This is a genomic window from Porifericola rhodea, from assembly GCF_030506305.1.
Lineage (GTDB): Bacteria > Bacteroidota > Bacteroidia > Cytophagales > Cyclobacteriaceae > Catalinimonas > Catalinimonas rhodea.
Genome location: NZ_CP119421.1, coordinates 1,060,458 through 1,075,499, shown reverse-complemented (window position 1 = coordinate 1,075,499; position 15,042 = coordinate 1,060,458). Strand labels below are relative to the sequence as shown.

Below are 15,042 nucleotides of genomic sequence, written 5' to 3'. Positions count from 1 at the left end.
TTGTGTAGTGTATTGATAACACTCAAATATACAGTAGATGTTATAATTATTGGTAAGGAAATATATCGGCATAGGCATCGCTATCGCCAACCATACGTTCATCGGCAGGGGCATCGTAAACTACCATTATTTTCTCATCTTCAGTAAGGGTTATGCCTTCTGCCTTGTCTTTACCGTAGGGCGTTTCATGGCCCATAGCTATGTTGAATAGTTGCTCTATACCTTCTTCGTGAGTAATGCTTTCTTTTTTGTCTTTTGGTCCCCCCTTCATACGATAAAGACCAATGGTACCATCACAGTCCATTGTTGGGCCTGCCAGTATAAGAAGGTCATCCTTAGCATAAGCCAGCTCTCGTATGCCCATTCCCCGCAAGTGTACAAAGTGTTTACGGTATTTATTTTTGTGTTTACCAATCTTTTTCAACTTAAGCTTGCCTTTCTTCTCTTCTACCGCTATTTCTATAATCAGAGCATACCCTCTGAGGACCGGACCTCTTAGCCCCAGCATAATACGACCATTACGTACGGCTATACCTTCTATATCCATACCATTATCTTTACCAGGTATATGCATAAAAGGGCCAATGTGCTTATCCTTACGAAGAGCTTGGCTAAGCTTACTATTTTTTTTACCAGCTTTAATTTTGGTAGCTCTCAAAATTTCTTTAGGCTTATCGGGGTTTGGATGTTGCTTATATAGCTGATACTCGCCTGTTTTTTCATTAAGAATAACCGGTATACGAGCGATAGTATAGCGGTTAGGGTCGTTCTTTACTTTAGCCAGTGATTTTATCTGCTTGGTTACGGAGTCTTTTTCTTTATCCGGCTTACTACGCTTAAGGCTATGTGAGCCTGCAAGCCAGAGGTAATGGTCAGCATAAGCAATACCCTCTATATCTATCTCTTCATCTTCGGCGGGTAGAGAGATGTAGTCGCTTAACAGAAAGCGGGTGTGCTTACTGTAGGTTTTATCATTTATACTTAAGCGCTCCAGACCAGCTCCTTCGTCAAAAGCCAGCCAAAGGTTACTGCCGGTACGGGCAATGGTAGAAAGCTCACTTCTAATTTCGCAGTCCGCTACATTACTTTCTTCATCAAATTGCAGAAGGATTTTTTCATGTTTAGGAGTATGCATAAGTTTTATTTTTTAATTCGGTCTGGGTTATCTGCTACAAAAGCCTTCCAGCTTTTAGCCTGTCTGGCAGGGGTAGCTTTCTGATAATGGTGGCAGAGGGCTACTGCCAAAGCATCGGTAGCATCTAAAAGCTGCTGATCGGCAGAGGGCTGGCTGGGAAATTTGAGCAGGCTTTGTAACATATTAGCTACCTGTTCTTTAGAAGCGTTGCCATTGCCGGTTACAGATTGTTTTACTTTTTTAGGAGCATATTCTACAATGGGAATCTGCCTGCTAAGAGCAGCAGCCATTGCTACACCCTGTGCTCGTCCTAGTTTAAGCATAGACTGTACATTTTTACCGTAAAAAGGGGCTTCCAATGCTACTTCATCGGGCACATATTCATCAATAAGACCAAGTACCCTCTCAAAAATCTTTTTTAGCTTCAACTCATGCTGCTTATACTTTGTAAGGCGGATTACACCATATTGTAAAAGCTCAAGCTGTTTGTGTTTTTTCTGATCGTAGCTAATCATCAATATGCCATAGCCCATAATTTGGGTACCGGGGTCTATACCTAAGATAATTTTCTCCTGCAGTCTTTCCTTTTGCATTCCTGGCTTTTTACGAGTTTACTCAGATGCAGCAAGATACTACCCATATAATTACAAACCAATGTTGAGGAAGGAGTGGAGGTTTGGAAGAAAGATCTCTACCATTGAGCAATTAGGGGAAAGTTTTTATTAGCTACCAATTTTAAATTTAGTGCAATACCTTTGTGAGTATGCTCTATCTAGGCCTGGCTATTAGTTTGCTCACATTTATTTATGCGCTGTTTATACTATATCTCTGGCATTTCTGGAGAAAGGTAGAACCCTTTAAACTTGAAACGTCTGAGAAAAATAGTAGTAGGCTTAGTATAGTTATTCCGGTAAGAAATGAAGCCTCTAATATCATTAACCTTTTGCAAGATTTAGATAGGCAGCGTTGGCCAGATGGTAGTTCTTTTGCTCAAGGTCAGGTAGAAGTTATTGTAGTTGATGATCATTCTGAGGATAGTACTAAAGAGTTGGTTCAAAATTTTGATAATCAGTGTATTAAGCTGCGTGTTTTGTCGCTGAACTTGCCTGATGATTTTAAGGGCTCGCACAAAAAAGCTGCAATTAGTAAGGCAATTGCTATAGCACAAGGGAAGTACATAATTACTACCGATGGAGACTGTAGAGTGGATAAAAACTGGTTAGCTGCTTATCTTCAGTTTTTTGCCAGGCAGCAGGCAGTAATGATTTCGGCCCCTGTCACTTTTTCTCCAACCCATAGCCTTTTTGAGAAAATGCAGCAGATAGAGTTTGCCAGTCTTATTGGTACTGGTGGAGCATGCCTTAGTGCAGGCTACCCTAATATGTGCAATGGAGCTAATCTCGCGTTTTCAAAAGAGGCGTTTATCGCTGTAGATGGCTATTTGGGCAATATGCATATTCCTTCTGGTGACGATGAGTTTCTGATTCAGAAGCTCAGTCGCCACTACCCGGGGCAAATTCATTTTATGAAATCTTCGGCCGCATTGATATGCACTACGGCCCAACAAAGTTTAAGAAATTTTTACTACCAACGTAAGCGTTGGGCAAGCAAGTGGAAGTTGCACAAAAGCATGACTACAGCATTTTTAGCCTTATTTGTCTTTAGCTTTCATGCTTTACTTATAGTAACTGTATTATGTTCGATCGCAGGTTTTTTTGCCTGGCAGTGGGCTTTGTGTTTGCTAGGACTTAAAGCCGGACTAGAATTGCTCTTTTTAAGAGCAGTATTAAAGGATATGAAACAGGTAATTTCCTTCAGAATATTCCTGCTTCTCCAGTTAATTTATTCTCCATATGCTGTTTTCTTTGGGATAGTCGCTAACTTTGGCGGCTACCAGTGGAAAAAGAGGCGTTATGCCTAACACTCAACAGATTTGTTTATGACAGACCATGAATTTGACGTGCTGGATGAGCTTTACTTCGTCACTAGCTTTACTCAACTCTCTGAAGAGGTAGGCTTAACTGAGGATGTGTTGAAAGAAACTTTACAGCAGTTACTGGATAAAGGTTGGGTAAAATGTTTTCTGAATGCTTCTGAAGAGGCAGTTGAAAGTAAAATAGATTTTAAGAAAAATTATAAAGATTATTTCTATCTGGCCAGCAAAGCTGGATTGCTGGCACATAATGGTAGATAGCAAAAACAGAGCGTATGACATTAGATAGAAGAGTAGCACCTCCTGCCAGACCCATCCGACACGTAGAATTTTTGGAAGCAGAAACTATAAAGCTTTCCAATGGTATACCCGTGCATATGATAAAATCAGGTAAGCAGGAGGTAGTAGGTTTGGAGCTGATATTCAGAAGTGGGGGGGTACGGCACGAGCAAAAAAGCGGTGTGGCTTTCTTTACCAATAAAATGCTGGCTGAGGGTACTGCTACTAATAATTCTGAACAGATTTCGCATGAAATAGATAAGTACGGAGCCTATTTACAGCTCTCTCCCAGTCTGGACTACTCCACCGTTGATCTGTACATGTTAAGTAGGCATGCCCAGCCTTTACTGTCTACATTGAGATCCCTCATTACTGACTCTCAGTTTCCTGAAGATGAGCTGGACAAACTAAAAACAATACAGCAGCAGCACCTTAAAGTAAGTAATCAGAAATCAAATATACTGGCTTCTAAAAAGCTACGAGCTGCACTCTTTGGCGAAGAGCATCCTTACGGTCGTGCACTTACTGAGGAGGCTATAGAAGCTGTAAATCAGGACGATCTGCAAAGTTTCTACCGTCAACAACTGCGTAACCATCTTGAGATCGTAATCTCAGGAGATGTAAATACAGAAGTGTTGCAGATTGTTGAGCAGTATTTTGGGAATATTTCGTTGGTAGATAGCGCTCCTGCAGAAGATACTTTGCCTGCTGTTAGTATCACATCTGAAAAGAGGGTATTAATAGAGCGCCCGGATAATTTGCAATCCTCTATTCGTATCGGTAAGCCTTTGCTCACAAAAGAGCATCCAGATTACCACAAAATGCAGGTGCTAAACACTGTGTTTGGGGGGTATTTTGGTTCTAGGCTTATGCGTAATATTCGCGAAGAAAAAGGCTTAACTTACGGAATCAACTCAGGACAGGTAACGCTGCAAGATGCCGGATATTTTGTAATAGGTACTGAGGTTAAAAAGGAGTTTACGGCTCAGGTGATAGCGGAAATTCATAAAGAAATGGCTCATTTACGTGACTTTCCTCTAGATAATAGTGAACTAAATACCGTAAAAAACTACATGGCTGGAAGATTGCTCTCATCTGTTGACACTCCCTTCGCTTTAGCAGAAAAATTTAAAAATATCCATCTTTATGGTCTTACCTATGATTTCTATAAAAACTACCTGAATACCATCAATACAATTGATGCCAAAACTCTGCAAGAAACCGCTCAGAAGTATCTTACAGAAGAAAATATGGTAGATGTTATCATAGGAGCCTACCAGTAGTATTAGATAAGCATGTGGTGAGAAGTTGCCTTTTATGTTGATTATTTGGCAACTTCAATCCTTATTTTTTCAATTCTCTCTTTTGCTTTTCCTGGAAGCCAGCAAAGCTTTTCTTGTAAAGAATTTTGGCCGTACTATAATTTCTTACCCAATCCTCGGCTTGCTGTTATCAACATTACATACTCATCTCACTAGCTGAGCCTTAGCAATATCAGCCTTATAGGTTTTTGGCTTATTTTGCAATGCTATGATACCAAAAGCGCCTGCCGCTGAGTCGGTATTTGTTTCAATTTATTCAGTATAAGAGCTTACGATAGAAAGAGCATGATGTCCAGTATAGGAGATAACAGAACATTTAACAGCAAGATGCAGGAAATAGAGATTGCCGATATAAGACGAATCACAGAAGTAGTAAAAAGCCGTTATGGCTACGATTTTACCGACTATGCCATGTCTTCTTTTAAAAGGAGGATGCAACGTATACTGGAGCTTTACAAATTTACCAGTGCGGATCAGTTAATCAAGAAAATTGAGACTGACTCCCAGTTCTTTGAGACCTTTCTGGCAGAAATTACTGTCAACGTAACTGAGATGTTCCGTGATCCTTCGTTCTGGAGAGAAATACGTGATCATATCATTCCTAATATTTTACTTAACCATGATAGTTTCAGTATCTGGCATGCAGGGTGTTCATCTGGAGAAGAAGTAATTTCAATGACTATCCTTCTTAAGGAAATGGGAATACTGGACAAAGTAAATATCATAGCTACAGATATAGATAAGCCAATTCTGGATAGGGCCATGCGAGCAGAGTACTCACTGAAAAATATGGAACTAAACGAGAAAAATTATATCCGCTTTCAAGGTACCGAGTCAGTAAAAAGCTATTATGAGGAAAAGAATGGAATCGCAGCATTTGATAAATCTCTGATAGAGAAAGTCTCTTTCCGTAATTTTGACCTGGTAAGAGGAAACCCCTTCAATAAATTTGATCTGATATTGTGTCGGAATGTCATGATCTATTTCAACCAAAATCTTCAAAACAATGTGCTTAAAAAGCTACACGAAAGCTTATTTAAGTATGGCTACCTGGCTATAGGCTCTAAAGAGTCTCTTATCTGGTGTGAGATAGCAAACCGCTTTATTGTAGCCAATAACGAAGAAAAGATTTACAAGAAGATTAAGGAATAAGGTCTGGATAAGGGAAGAAAATAACATGAGCCAATACAACTTAAGTAACATTTATAAAGCTGTTGTTATCGGAGGGTCGGCCGGAAGTTTTCAGGGCGTCACCAAGCTGTTATCATGCCTGCCCGAAGACTTTGAGCTTCCTATTATTATGTGCTTACATCGGCTCAAGCATGTTCGTAATGGGTTTGTAGAAGCTTTGTCTATCAAGAGTATAAAGGAAGTTACAGAACCTATTGACAAAGAAAGCATAAAAAAAGGAGGTGTCTATCTGGCTCCATCTAACTACCACCTTTCTGTGGAGCTTGGTAACAGGTTTTCTCTCTCTACTGAAGAGATGTTCAATAATTCCCGCCCTGCTATAGATATCACCCTGGAAACAGCCGCTTATGTGTACAAGCAGAAGCTGGTAGGTATATTACTCTCGGGGGCAAATAAAGATGGTGCTATTGGCATGATGAAGATAAAGCAAAGAGGAGGGATGACAATTGTGCAAGATCCAGAAGAGTGCATGATAGATACCATGCCGAAAGCCGCACTTGAGCTTACTGAAATAGATCATGTATTAAAAATAGATCAGATTTTGAATTTTCTTATCGAGTTAAACAAACAATATAAATAGAGTTATGCAAGCTATTACAAAGAAGCTAGGCTTTACCTTCACTATCTTATTTTTTATAGGAGTAGCTTACTCAGCCTATAGTTTATACGAACTACCCAGTCAGATGATGCACGCTGCAACAGTAGTAGATTTAAATGTGATAGGCCAGTTACAGCCCACCCTATTCAAGTTATATATCATTTGTGGCGCTACCGCCTTGGTAGGTTTGGCAGCGATTACTTTTAACAGTATAAACTCACGCTCACATCAATCTGCTGCTTTAGCTACCAGCAAGAAGTCTGAAGCTAAATCGGAAGCACAGTCTGCAGAAGAGATACAGCATGCAGAAGGTAAAATACAAATTGATAGCAATGCTATTGAGGAAGTTATGAGTGAAGAAGAGGATAAGTCAGTTGTATTCAATAAAGTCCTTTCTTTGATATGCAATGAAGTAGAGGCTAGTCAGGCTGCTGCTTATATAACTCGAGAGGAAGAAGATGCTCACTTTATAGATCTTTTTGCGTCTTACGCTTACCATGTTCCAGAAGGAGAAAAGAAATCGTTCCGCTATGGTGAAGGCCTTGCTGGACAGGTAGCTAAGGAAGGAAAGCTGGTAAATATCGATGCAATTCCAGAAGGTTACATCAAGATACTTTCAGGTTTGGGAAGCGCATCCCCCAGACATCTGCTTATTATCCCTCTTAAAGAAGCGGATAAGGTAGTAGGCGTAGTAGAAATTGCTTCTTTTCACGCATTCAGCCGTCATCATGAGTCTGCTCTTCAGCATGCTTTTGACAAACTGGCACTAAAACTAGTAAATGATGACAATGTAAGTTTAGAAAAAGCTAAGCGCTAAAAAAAAGTCATATAACTCGCAATTTGCAGTAGCTTAATTACTGCTCATTTAGCTTAAGTCAATTTTATCATCTAAGTCATAGATTGAAATATGTTTAAAAAAATAAACATAAGCAGCAAGGTAACTACATTAGTACTCACAGTGGTGCTGGTCACTGTAGTAGCTATCAGTTTTACTGCTTACAACCTGGTAAATGGCAACTTACAGGACCAGTATCTTAAAAGACTGGGCGTGATTACCCGTCTTAAAAAAGATCAGGTTGAGACATTTTTTAGCCAGCAAAAATCTGATGCCGGTAAACTGGTACAGAAACTATCTGTTGCGCAGGTAGTAGCGAATATGAACAGTTTTGAGAGTAGCGAAGATAGTGCAGCAGTGTATGAGCTTGTAGCTAGCGAGATTAACAGCTTACTCAACAGCAATCAAAACTTACAAAATATTTACCTTCTTAGTCCACAGGGCAAAATATTGCATAGTACAGATGATAACCCTAGTCAGCAAACAGGAGAGCACTTTATGGATCCTGATGGAAATGTACTGACTGAGTCACTATCAGGTATACACTTTAGCCATATCTACAAGAAGAATGATAAATACTACCTTCTAATGGGTACTCCACTTGAAGACAAAAGTGGAATTGTAATGTCCGAAATCAAGGCAGAGCCTATTTTTGCCTTGGTAAACGATACTACAGGCTTAGGTAGTAGTGGCGAAATATTACTAAGCAGGCTCTATAAAGACAAAGCTATATTCTTAAGCCCTTCAAGGCACATAGGTACTTCTTCCTTATCAAAAAGTATTTCATTTAATGATACTAAGCAGCAGGCGGTACAGAGAGCTGTACAACAGACTGCAGGCGCTACAATTGATACAGATTACAGAGCTCAGGAAGTTTTAGCTGCCTGGGATTATATTCCTACTGTAGAGTGGGGAATTGTAAGTAAAGTAGATGTGAGCGAGGTAAATGGAGATCTCAGAGCAATCATTATCAAGTTCTTTATTGCAGGGGTAGTTGTTGTGTTGATAGCACTCCTGATTAGTGCCCTCTTCTCGCGCCGACTTATAGAGCCTCTTCTATCACTAAAGGATACATTCACTTTAATGAATCAGGGTATACTGCCTGAGAGTGTGGCTAAACAAAGTGAAGATGAGATTGGTCAGATGGCTGAAATTACCGGACAGTTTACAAAATCTTTGCGCCGTACTGCAGAATTTGCCCATGAGATAGGGGAAGGAGATTTTGATACAGAGTTTCAGCCACTTAGTGAAGAGGATACACTTGGCAATGCTCTGATCAATATGCGTAACAGCATTCAGGAGTCAGAAAGAAGAGACAAAGAAAGAAACTGGATTGTAACAGGTGTAGCTGAGATAGGAGATATACTTCGTTCTCACAACAATCTGAATGAGTTAGGAGACGCGGTAGTAGCATACGTTACTGACAAGATTAACGCAGTGCAGGGTGCTTTCTATGTTGTCAATGATGAAGATAAAGACAACACCTTTATTGAAATGAAGGCTAGCTATGCCTACAATAAGAAAAAACACCTTAAAGGTCAGTTTAAGTTTGCAGAAGGCTTAGTAGGTCAGTCAGCCATAGAGCAGGATACTATTCTTAGAACAGAAATTCCATATGACTATGTTACAGTTACCTCTGGTCTTTTAGGAGACCAGCGTCCTGAGGCATTATTGATAGTTCCGCTTATCGCCAACGAACAAGTGTACGGAGTTTTAGAATTTGCTGGCTTTGAGAAGTTTAGTGCACGTGATGTTAAGTTTGTAGAAGAGATTAGTCTGATTATCGCTCGTACGGTGTTTAACATTAAAGTTAACGAAAAGACACGTCGCTTATTGAGTGAGTCTCAGAAGATGAGTAATGAGCTACAGGAACAACAGGAAGTACTGAGACAAAATGCTGAAGAAATGCAAGCAACTCAGGAAGAATTGCAGCGCACCAACCAGCAATTAGAAGAGCAAATTGATGAGGTGGAACGTACCCAGAAACGTATGGCTTCACTTCTTGAAAATGCATCTGAAGTTATTACAATCTATGAGGAAGACGGAAGCATACGCTACATAAGCCCTTCAGTAAAGAGAATATTTGGCTATACTCAACAGGATATGATTGGGCAAAGTGATGCTCAATATATTAAAGGTGATGGAGAGGAAGTGTTTAAGCAAATGTTCCAGACACTTCTAGACAATCCTAAAGAGTCAGTTACAGTACAGTATATCTACCAGACCAAAGATGGAAATGAAGTATGGGTAGAAACTACCGGAAACAACCTTCTTGATGACCCTGCTGTAGAAGGTATAGTACTTAACTCTCGTGATATTACGGAAAGAAAAAGAGCAGAACAGGAAGAGCGTATGCGAAGTAAAATGCAAGCTCTTTCAGAGAACTCTCCTGACTTAATTACTCGTTTTGACCAGGAAGGTACATTCTTCTATATTAATCCTACTATTGAAAGCTATACTGGCAAAAAGCCAGATCATTTCTTGCATAAAAATGTTATAGATGCAGACCTGAATACTACGGTAGTAGAGCAGTGGCTACAAATATTGAGTGATGTAAAAGAAACTCAGGATAAGGTAGCTAAAGAGATTGATTTTCCTGCCGAAGATGGTGAGCACATTATGCACGTCAATGCGATTCCTGAATTTGATGAAGAAAACGCCTTGGAGTCAGTACTTGTGGTCTCACACGATATTACTGAGCGTAAACTGATTGAGCTGGAAATTCAGAATAAGAATAAAAAGATCAACGATAGTATAAACTATGCTCAAAGAATCCAGGGCGCTATACTACCGGATAATAAAATCATAAGAAGTGTATTTCCAGACTCCTTTATTTTCTACAAGGCTCGTGATGTTGTAAGTGGAGACTTTCCTTGGTTCCTACAGAGAGGGGAAGATGTCTTTATCGCTGCGGTAGACTGTACAGGTCATGGAGTACCAGGAGCTTTAATATCGTTAATCGGTTATTTCCTATTGAATGATATTGTAAGAAGTAGAAAAATTACTGACCCGGGCATGATTCTAGACCAGTTAGACGAAGGTGTAACTCAGACACTTCGCCAAGATAGTGACGAATCTAAGTCTAAGGATGGAATGGATATCTCAATCTGCCGGATCAACAAAAATGAAGTTCAGTATGCAGGAGCGCACCGTCCACTTTACCATATGAAGGAGGGAGAGATGAATGAGATTAAAGGTGATAAATTCCCTATTGGTGGTGGTATTTTTAAGAACCAAACAAACTTTACTACACATACGCTTAAAATGAGCAAAGGAGACTCTATCTATTTCTGTTCAGATGGCTTCCCAGATCAGTTTGGCGGGCCTGATAACCGAAAGTTTGGCCCTAAACGTACCAGAGCTCTTATAGCAGAAAATCATGAACGTTCTATGGACGAAGTGGGAGAGGCCCTGGCAACAGCCTGGACAGACTGGAAAGGCGAAGAGAAACAGACAGATGATGTATTAATGATCGGTATTAAGTTTTAATAAATTAGTTGAAAGTAACCAAAATCACAGAGTCATGAAATATGTGTATGACTTACACAAATCGATGCGAGAGCAGAATCTGATTTTAGTGTATGAAGGAGAGTTTACTCAAGAAATTACTAAATCTGTATTGGCCATGGCTGAGCGTAATATGGATTCAATGGGTGAAGAGTCTTCTATCAAAAGAAAAGTATTTAATGTTATGGTTGAGTGCTTGCAGAATATTGTAAAGCATGGAGAAGGCTACAAAGTTGACGAAAGTGTCAGTTACGATGCTGTCTTCATGATTGGAAAGAAGGATGAGGAGTACATTATTGCTTCTGGAAATCCACTTTACAACAATGATGTAGAAAAGCTAAGGTGTAAGCTAGACCAGGTTAACGAGCTTGATAAAGATGGGTTAAAGCAGCTTTATAAGGAGATTATCAAAAGTACCACTATTTCAGACAAAGGTGGTGCAGGGCTTGGGTTCGTAGATATGGCTAGAAAGTCAGGCAGAAAGCTGGAGTATGACTTTATTCCCGTTGACGAAGAGCGCTCTTTCTTTGCATTGAGAACTACTATTGGTAGAGAATAATTTTCTTAAATATCAAATGTTTTAATCCAAATAAAACAATCAGAAATGGAAATTTTAAATTTAGAAGGAACAGAAGATACCCCAAAAATTATATTAGACAAAGCGAACGGTATTTTTGAAATTTCAGGCCGTTCACTGCCAGAAGATTCAGCAGAATTTTATCAGCCTGTTCTTGATTGGCTGGAGGCATATGCGTCTGAGCCTAACCCAAGCAGTGAGTTTGTGTTCAAGCTTGAGTATTTCAATACCGCCTCTTCTAAACTAATTCTGGATGTATTATCCAAATTAGAAGATATAAGCGGAGCTAAAATTCATTGGTACTTCCACGAAGACGATGAAGATATGGAAGAAGCTGGACAAGAGTTTTCCGAGCTTGTGGAAGTATCTTTTGAGTTTAGTACTTACTGATTTTGCTTTCTGCCTAGCAAGAATTGTGTAGTATTAAGATATAGCAAATATTCAAAGAATGTTTGCTATCTCCATTCTCTTTATGGTTTTCCTCTGGAAAGCACCACAAAAAAAGTACATCTATATCAGACCCAGTAGAATCACATGAGCGAGGAAATACTAAAAGCGTTAACGCAGCTTTTTGCTATTATTACCAAGCAGGATGGAGGAGTTACAGACCGTGAACGTGACTTCGTCATCAACTTCTTTAAGCAAGAACTGGATCATGACTCTATCAAAGAATATGTAGAGTTGTATGATAAGTTTGCAGAATATGGAAAAGAAGAGGAAGCAGAAGGCGAAGTTCAGGTAAAAAAGAAGAAGCTAACTTCAGTAAAAGATTCTGTTAAGACACTTGCAATTTGTAAGAAGATTAACAAAACTCTTACTCAAAAGCAAAAAGTTGTAGTTCTTGTAAAACTACTGGAACTTGTTGGCTCTGATGGTAACTTCACAGAGCAGCGTATGGATATTATTGATACCGTATCGCGGGCTTTTAATATTGTTAAAGATGAGTTTAAGCTAATTGAAGGCTTTGCTCTTAATTTGCCAGAAAGCCGTAATAAGTTTGAAGATATCTTAGTAGCCAGTACAGTCGTTGATGAAACTTCAGTCGCTAAACATATTCATGCGGATATTAGGGGTGAAATTATCTTTCTTAAAGTAAAGAGTGTAGATCTGTATTTTACCAAGTATATCGGACAAGACGATGTAGTTTTGAATGGCTTCATCATGAAGTCTGGACAGTCGTACTTATTTTCTAATGGAAGTACGATAAAAACACCAACTGGTACTGCTTTATATTATAGCGACCTGATAAGACACTTTATATCGGAAGTGTCAACTACCAAAATCTCTTTTAACGCAAAGGAATTAGAGTTTCGTTTTCCTAACAATGCCATTGGCTTACGTGATATCAACATTGCAGAGGGGCCGGGTAAGTTAATTGGAATAATGGGGGCAAGTGGTGCTGGTAAAACCACTTTGCTTAATGTTTTGGCAGGAATAGAAACCCCTTCATCGGGAGCTGTCACTATCAATGGGTTCAATATCCATCTACAAAAAGAACATATCCAAGGAGTAATAGGCTATGTCTCCCAGGATGATCTCCTGATAGAGGAGTTGACAGTGTATGAGAACCTGTATTACAATGCTAAACTTTGCTTTGACGACAAATCAGAAGAAGAAATTCAGAAGCTGGTACTGTCAACACTGGAAAGTTTAGGGCTGGAGCACCGCAAAGACTTAAAGGTTGGTAGTGTTTTAGACAAAACTATCAGTGGTGGTCAGCGCAAAAGGCTAAATATTGCTCTGGAACTCATTCGTGAACCTGCTGTTATGTTCGTTGATGAGCCTACTTCTGGTTTGTCATCTCGCGACTCTGAAAACGTAATTGACTTACTCAAAGAACTTACCTTAAAAGGCAAATTAATATTTGTGGTAATCCACCAGCCATCTTCAGATATCTATAAGATGTTTGATAAGATGTATATACTTGATACTGGTGGTTATCCTATCTTTTATGGTAATCCTGTGGAGGCGGTTACTTATTTTAAAAAGTCCTCAAACCAGGTAGATGCCGAACGTGGGCAGTGTCACGAATGTGGTAATGTAAACCCTGAGCAGGTATTTAATATTATTGAGGCTAAAGTAGTAGATGAATACGGGCAGTTTACTAACAAACGAAAAGTTTCACCTCCTCAGTGGTACGAAATGTATCAGGAAAACTTTGATATAGAAAGTGTTAAAGAAGAGAAAGAAGCCCCTCCGAAATCTTTAAGTATTCCTTCCAGAATAAAACAGACAGTAATCTTTACTGTGAGGGATACACTTTCAAAAATAAGTAATAAGCAGTATATGCTTATTAATTTCTTGGAAGCTCCAGTACTTGCTATATTCTTATCCTTGATTATTAAGTATAAAGATGCTGGAAGTTTAGACTACTCATTTCGTTTCAACGAAAACATTCCTGCCTACTTACTAATGTCTATCGTTGTTGCGCTCTTTATGGGGCTTACAGTAAGTGCAGAAGAAATTATACGCGACAGGAAAATCTTAAAACGTGAGTCATTCCTTAACCTAAGTTGGAATAGCTACCTGTCATCAAAAGTGGTTATTCTTTTTGTGCTTTCCGCGATACAGACGCTCACCTTTGTGCTTATTGGTAATTTAGTGCTAGAGATTGAAGGGATGACACTAAGTTTTTGGCTGGTATTATTTTCAGTATCTTGTTTCGCCTGTATTCTTGGGCTCAACGTATCGGCTACATTTAACTCAGCAGTTACAGTTTATATTCTGATACCTCTACTATTAATACCTCAGCTGATTTTATGCGGTTTGCTGTTTAATTTTGATAAGTTAAATAGCTTTATCAGTTCTAAAGGAGAAGTGCCAATTGTGGCTGATATGATGGCTTCTCGTTGGGCGTATGAGGCTATGGCAGTTTACCAGTTCAAAGAAAACGCTTTTGAAAGACCATATTACGAGCTTGAAAAGCAGGAGCGTCAGGCTGATTTTAAATCTGCCTATATGATTCCTTCCTTGGAGAGTAAACTGCAATATGTGATAGATAACATTAAGAGTGATAGTGACTCTGTTCAGAACTTGGTTTCTAAAGATCTTGCTATTGTTTTAACGGAGATTAGTAAAGAGCCGTTTCAGGAAGGTTTAGAGGAAATAAACTTCCAGGAGCTAGCTAATCCTGCCAAATTTGATGAAGCAACTTCTGCTAAACTATTAGCTTATTTGGAAGGCATGAAGAAACACTACAGGCAGATTTTCAATAAAGCGGTAGAAAATCAGGAAAAACTAGTTTATTACTTTGAAAACCAGCCTGGACTAGATTATAATCTTAACGAGTATAAGAATCAATACTATAATGAAAGCTTGGCTGATCTAGTAAGGAATATTAATGTCTCTGACCGTATCATTGAATATGAAGGGAAGCTACTACAACGTATTGACCCTGTGTTTAATGAGCCTTTAACCTCAGCTGGTTTTTTCAATTATAGAACACATTTCTTTGCTCCTAAAAAACAGTTTGCAGGTAAGTTATTTGATACTTTTTACTTCAATATAACTGTAATCTGGCTTATGACTGTGCTGCTTTATGTAGCATTGTATTACGAGTTGTTCGCTAAGCTTATGCAACGCATGAGTAACCTTAAATTGCCAGGCTTGAATAAATAATCTGTTTTGAATTGGAAACAATTCATACGTAATAAATCACAATAATT

12 protein-coding genes are annotated in these 15,042 nt (G+C 39.1%); 10 read left to right on the top strand and 2 right to left on the bottom strand.

Features of this window, described 5'->3' with window-relative positions:
* Window positions 1-46: 46 nt before the first annotated feature.
* The gene (locus tag PZB74_RS04445; protein ID WP_302241120.1) at window positions 47-1,135 is read right to left on the bottom strand and encodes a DUF3616 domain-containing protein; all 1,089 of its coding nucleotides are present in this window, start codon (window positions 1,133-1,135) and stop codon (window positions 47-49) included.
* A 5-nt stretch (window positions 1,136-1,140) separates the two neighbouring features.
* Window positions 1,141-1,728 carry a crossover junction endodeoxyribonuclease RuvC gene (gene ruvC, locus PZB74_RS04440; RefSeq protein ID WP_302241118.1) on the bottom strand — a complete coding sequence of 196 codons (588 nt, stop codon included), beginning with the start codon at window positions 1,726-1,728 and terminating at the stop codon, window positions 1,141-1,143.
* A gap of 170 nt (window positions 1,729-1,898) precedes the next feature.
* On the opposite strand from ruvC, the gene PZB74_RS04435 reads away from it, so the two are divergent.
* The 10 genes from PZB74_RS04435 (at window position 1,899) to PZB74_RS04390 (ending at window position 14,995) form a co-directional block, all read left to right on the top strand.
* Window positions 1,899-3,056, top strand: a complete 1,158-nt coding sequence (locus tag PZB74_RS04435; protein ID WP_302241116.1) for a glycosyltransferase — start codon at window positions 1,899-1,901, stop codon at window positions 3,054-3,056.
* 18 nt (window positions 3,057-3,074) lie between these two features.
* On the top strand, window positions 3,075-3,329 hold the full coding sequence (locus tag PZB74_RS04430; RefSeq protein ID WP_302241114.1) for a hypothetical protein: 255 nt from the start codon (window positions 3,075-3,077) through the stop codon (window positions 3,327-3,329).
* Between the two features lie 14 nt (window positions 3,330-3,343).
* Window positions 3,344-4,630 (top strand): M16 family metallopeptidase, encoded by a 1,287-nt coding sequence (locus PZB74_RS04425; protein ID WP_302241113.1) that lies wholly within the window; start codon window positions 3,344-3,346, stop codon window positions 4,628-4,630.
* Between the two features lie 366 nt (window positions 4,631-4,996).
* The gene (locus PZB74_RS04420; protein WP_302242748.1) at window positions 4,997-5,821 is read left to right on the top strand and encodes a CheR family methyltransferase; all 825 of its coding nucleotides are present in this window, start codon (window positions 4,997-4,999) and stop codon (window positions 5,819-5,821) included.
* A 25-nt stretch (window positions 5,822-5,846) separates the two neighbouring features.
* The gene (locus tag PZB74_RS04415) at window positions 5,847-6,440 is read left to right on the top strand and encodes a chemotaxis protein CheB (protein WP_302241111.1); all 594 of its coding nucleotides are present in this window, start codon (window positions 5,847-5,849) and stop codon (window positions 6,438-6,440) included.
* A 4-nt stretch (window positions 6,441-6,444) separates the two neighbouring features.
* Window positions 6,445-7,275: a GAF domain-containing protein gene (locus PZB74_RS04410; protein WP_302241109.1), complete on the top strand. Its 831-nt coding sequence runs from the start codon at window positions 6,445-6,447 to the stop codon at window positions 7,273-7,275.
* Window positions 7,276-7,365: 90 nt separating this feature from the next.
* Window positions 7,366-10,782, top strand: a complete 3,417-nt coding sequence (locus tag PZB74_RS04405; protein ID WP_302241107.1) for a PAS domain S-box protein — start codon at window positions 7,366-7,368, stop codon at window positions 10,780-10,782.
* Window positions 10,783-10,816: 34 nt separating this feature from the next.
* The gene (locus PZB74_RS04400) at window positions 10,817-11,359 is read left to right on the top strand and encodes a SiaB family protein kinase (RefSeq protein ID WP_302241106.1); all 543 of its coding nucleotides are present in this window, start codon (window positions 10,817-10,819) and stop codon (window positions 11,357-11,359) included.
* Window positions 11,360-11,404: 45 nt separating this feature from the next.
* The gene (locus PZB74_RS04395) at window positions 11,405-11,767 is read left to right on the top strand and encodes a DUF1987 domain-containing protein (protein WP_302241104.1); all 363 of its coding nucleotides are present in this window, start codon (window positions 11,405-11,407) and stop codon (window positions 11,765-11,767) included.
* 144 nt (window positions 11,768-11,911) lie between these two features.
* Window positions 11,912-14,995: an ATP-binding cassette domain-containing protein gene (locus PZB74_RS04390; RefSeq protein ID WP_302241102.1), complete on the top strand. Its 3,084-nt coding sequence runs from the start codon at window positions 11,912-11,914 to the stop codon at window positions 14,993-14,995.
* Window positions 14,996-15,042 lie beyond the last annotated feature (47 nt).

Coding starts and splice junctions, on each gene's coding strand:
- PZB74_RS04445 (WP_302241120.1), bottom strand. CDS start 1,135: ATGCATACTCCTAAACATGAAAAAATCCTTCTGCAATTTGATGAAGAA.
- ruvC (WP_302241118.1), bottom strand. CDS start 1,728: ATGCAAAAGGAAAGACTGCAGGAGAAAATTATCTTAGGTATAGACCCC.
- PZB74_RS04435 (WP_302241116.1), top strand. CDS start 1,899: ATGCTCTATCTAGGCCTGGCTATTAGTTTGCTCACATTTATTTATGCG.
- PZB74_RS04430 (WP_302241114.1), top strand. CDS start 3,075: ATGACAGACCATGAATTTGACGTGCTGGATGAGCTTTACTTCGTCACT.
- PZB74_RS04425 (WP_302241113.1), top strand. CDS start 3,344: ATGACATTAGATAGAAGAGTAGCACCTCCTGCCAGACCCATCCGACAC.
- PZB74_RS04420 (WP_302242748.1), top strand. CDS start 4,997: ATGCAGGAAATAGAGATTGCCGATATAAGACGAATCACAGAAGTAGTA.
- PZB74_RS04415 (WP_302241111.1), top strand. CDS start 5,847: ATGAGCCAATACAACTTAAGTAACATTTATAAAGCTGTTGTTATCGGA.
- PZB74_RS04410 (WP_302241109.1), top strand. CDS start 6,445: ATGCAAGCTATTACAAAGAAGCTAGGCTTTACCTTCACTATCTTATTT.
- PZB74_RS04405 (WP_302241107.1), top strand. CDS start 7,366: ATGTTTAAAAAAATAAACATAAGCAGCAAGGTAACTACATTAGTACTC.
- PZB74_RS04400 (WP_302241106.1), top strand. CDS start 10,817: ATGAAATATGTGTATGACTTACACAAATCGATGCGAGAGCAGAATCTG.
- PZB74_RS04395 (WP_302241104.1), top strand. CDS start 11,405: ATGGAAATTTTAAATTTAGAAGGAACAGAAGATACCCCAAAAATTATA.
- PZB74_RS04390 (WP_302241102.1), top strand. CDS start 11,912: ATGAGCGAGGAAATACTAAAAGCGTTAACGCAGCTTTTTGCTATTATT.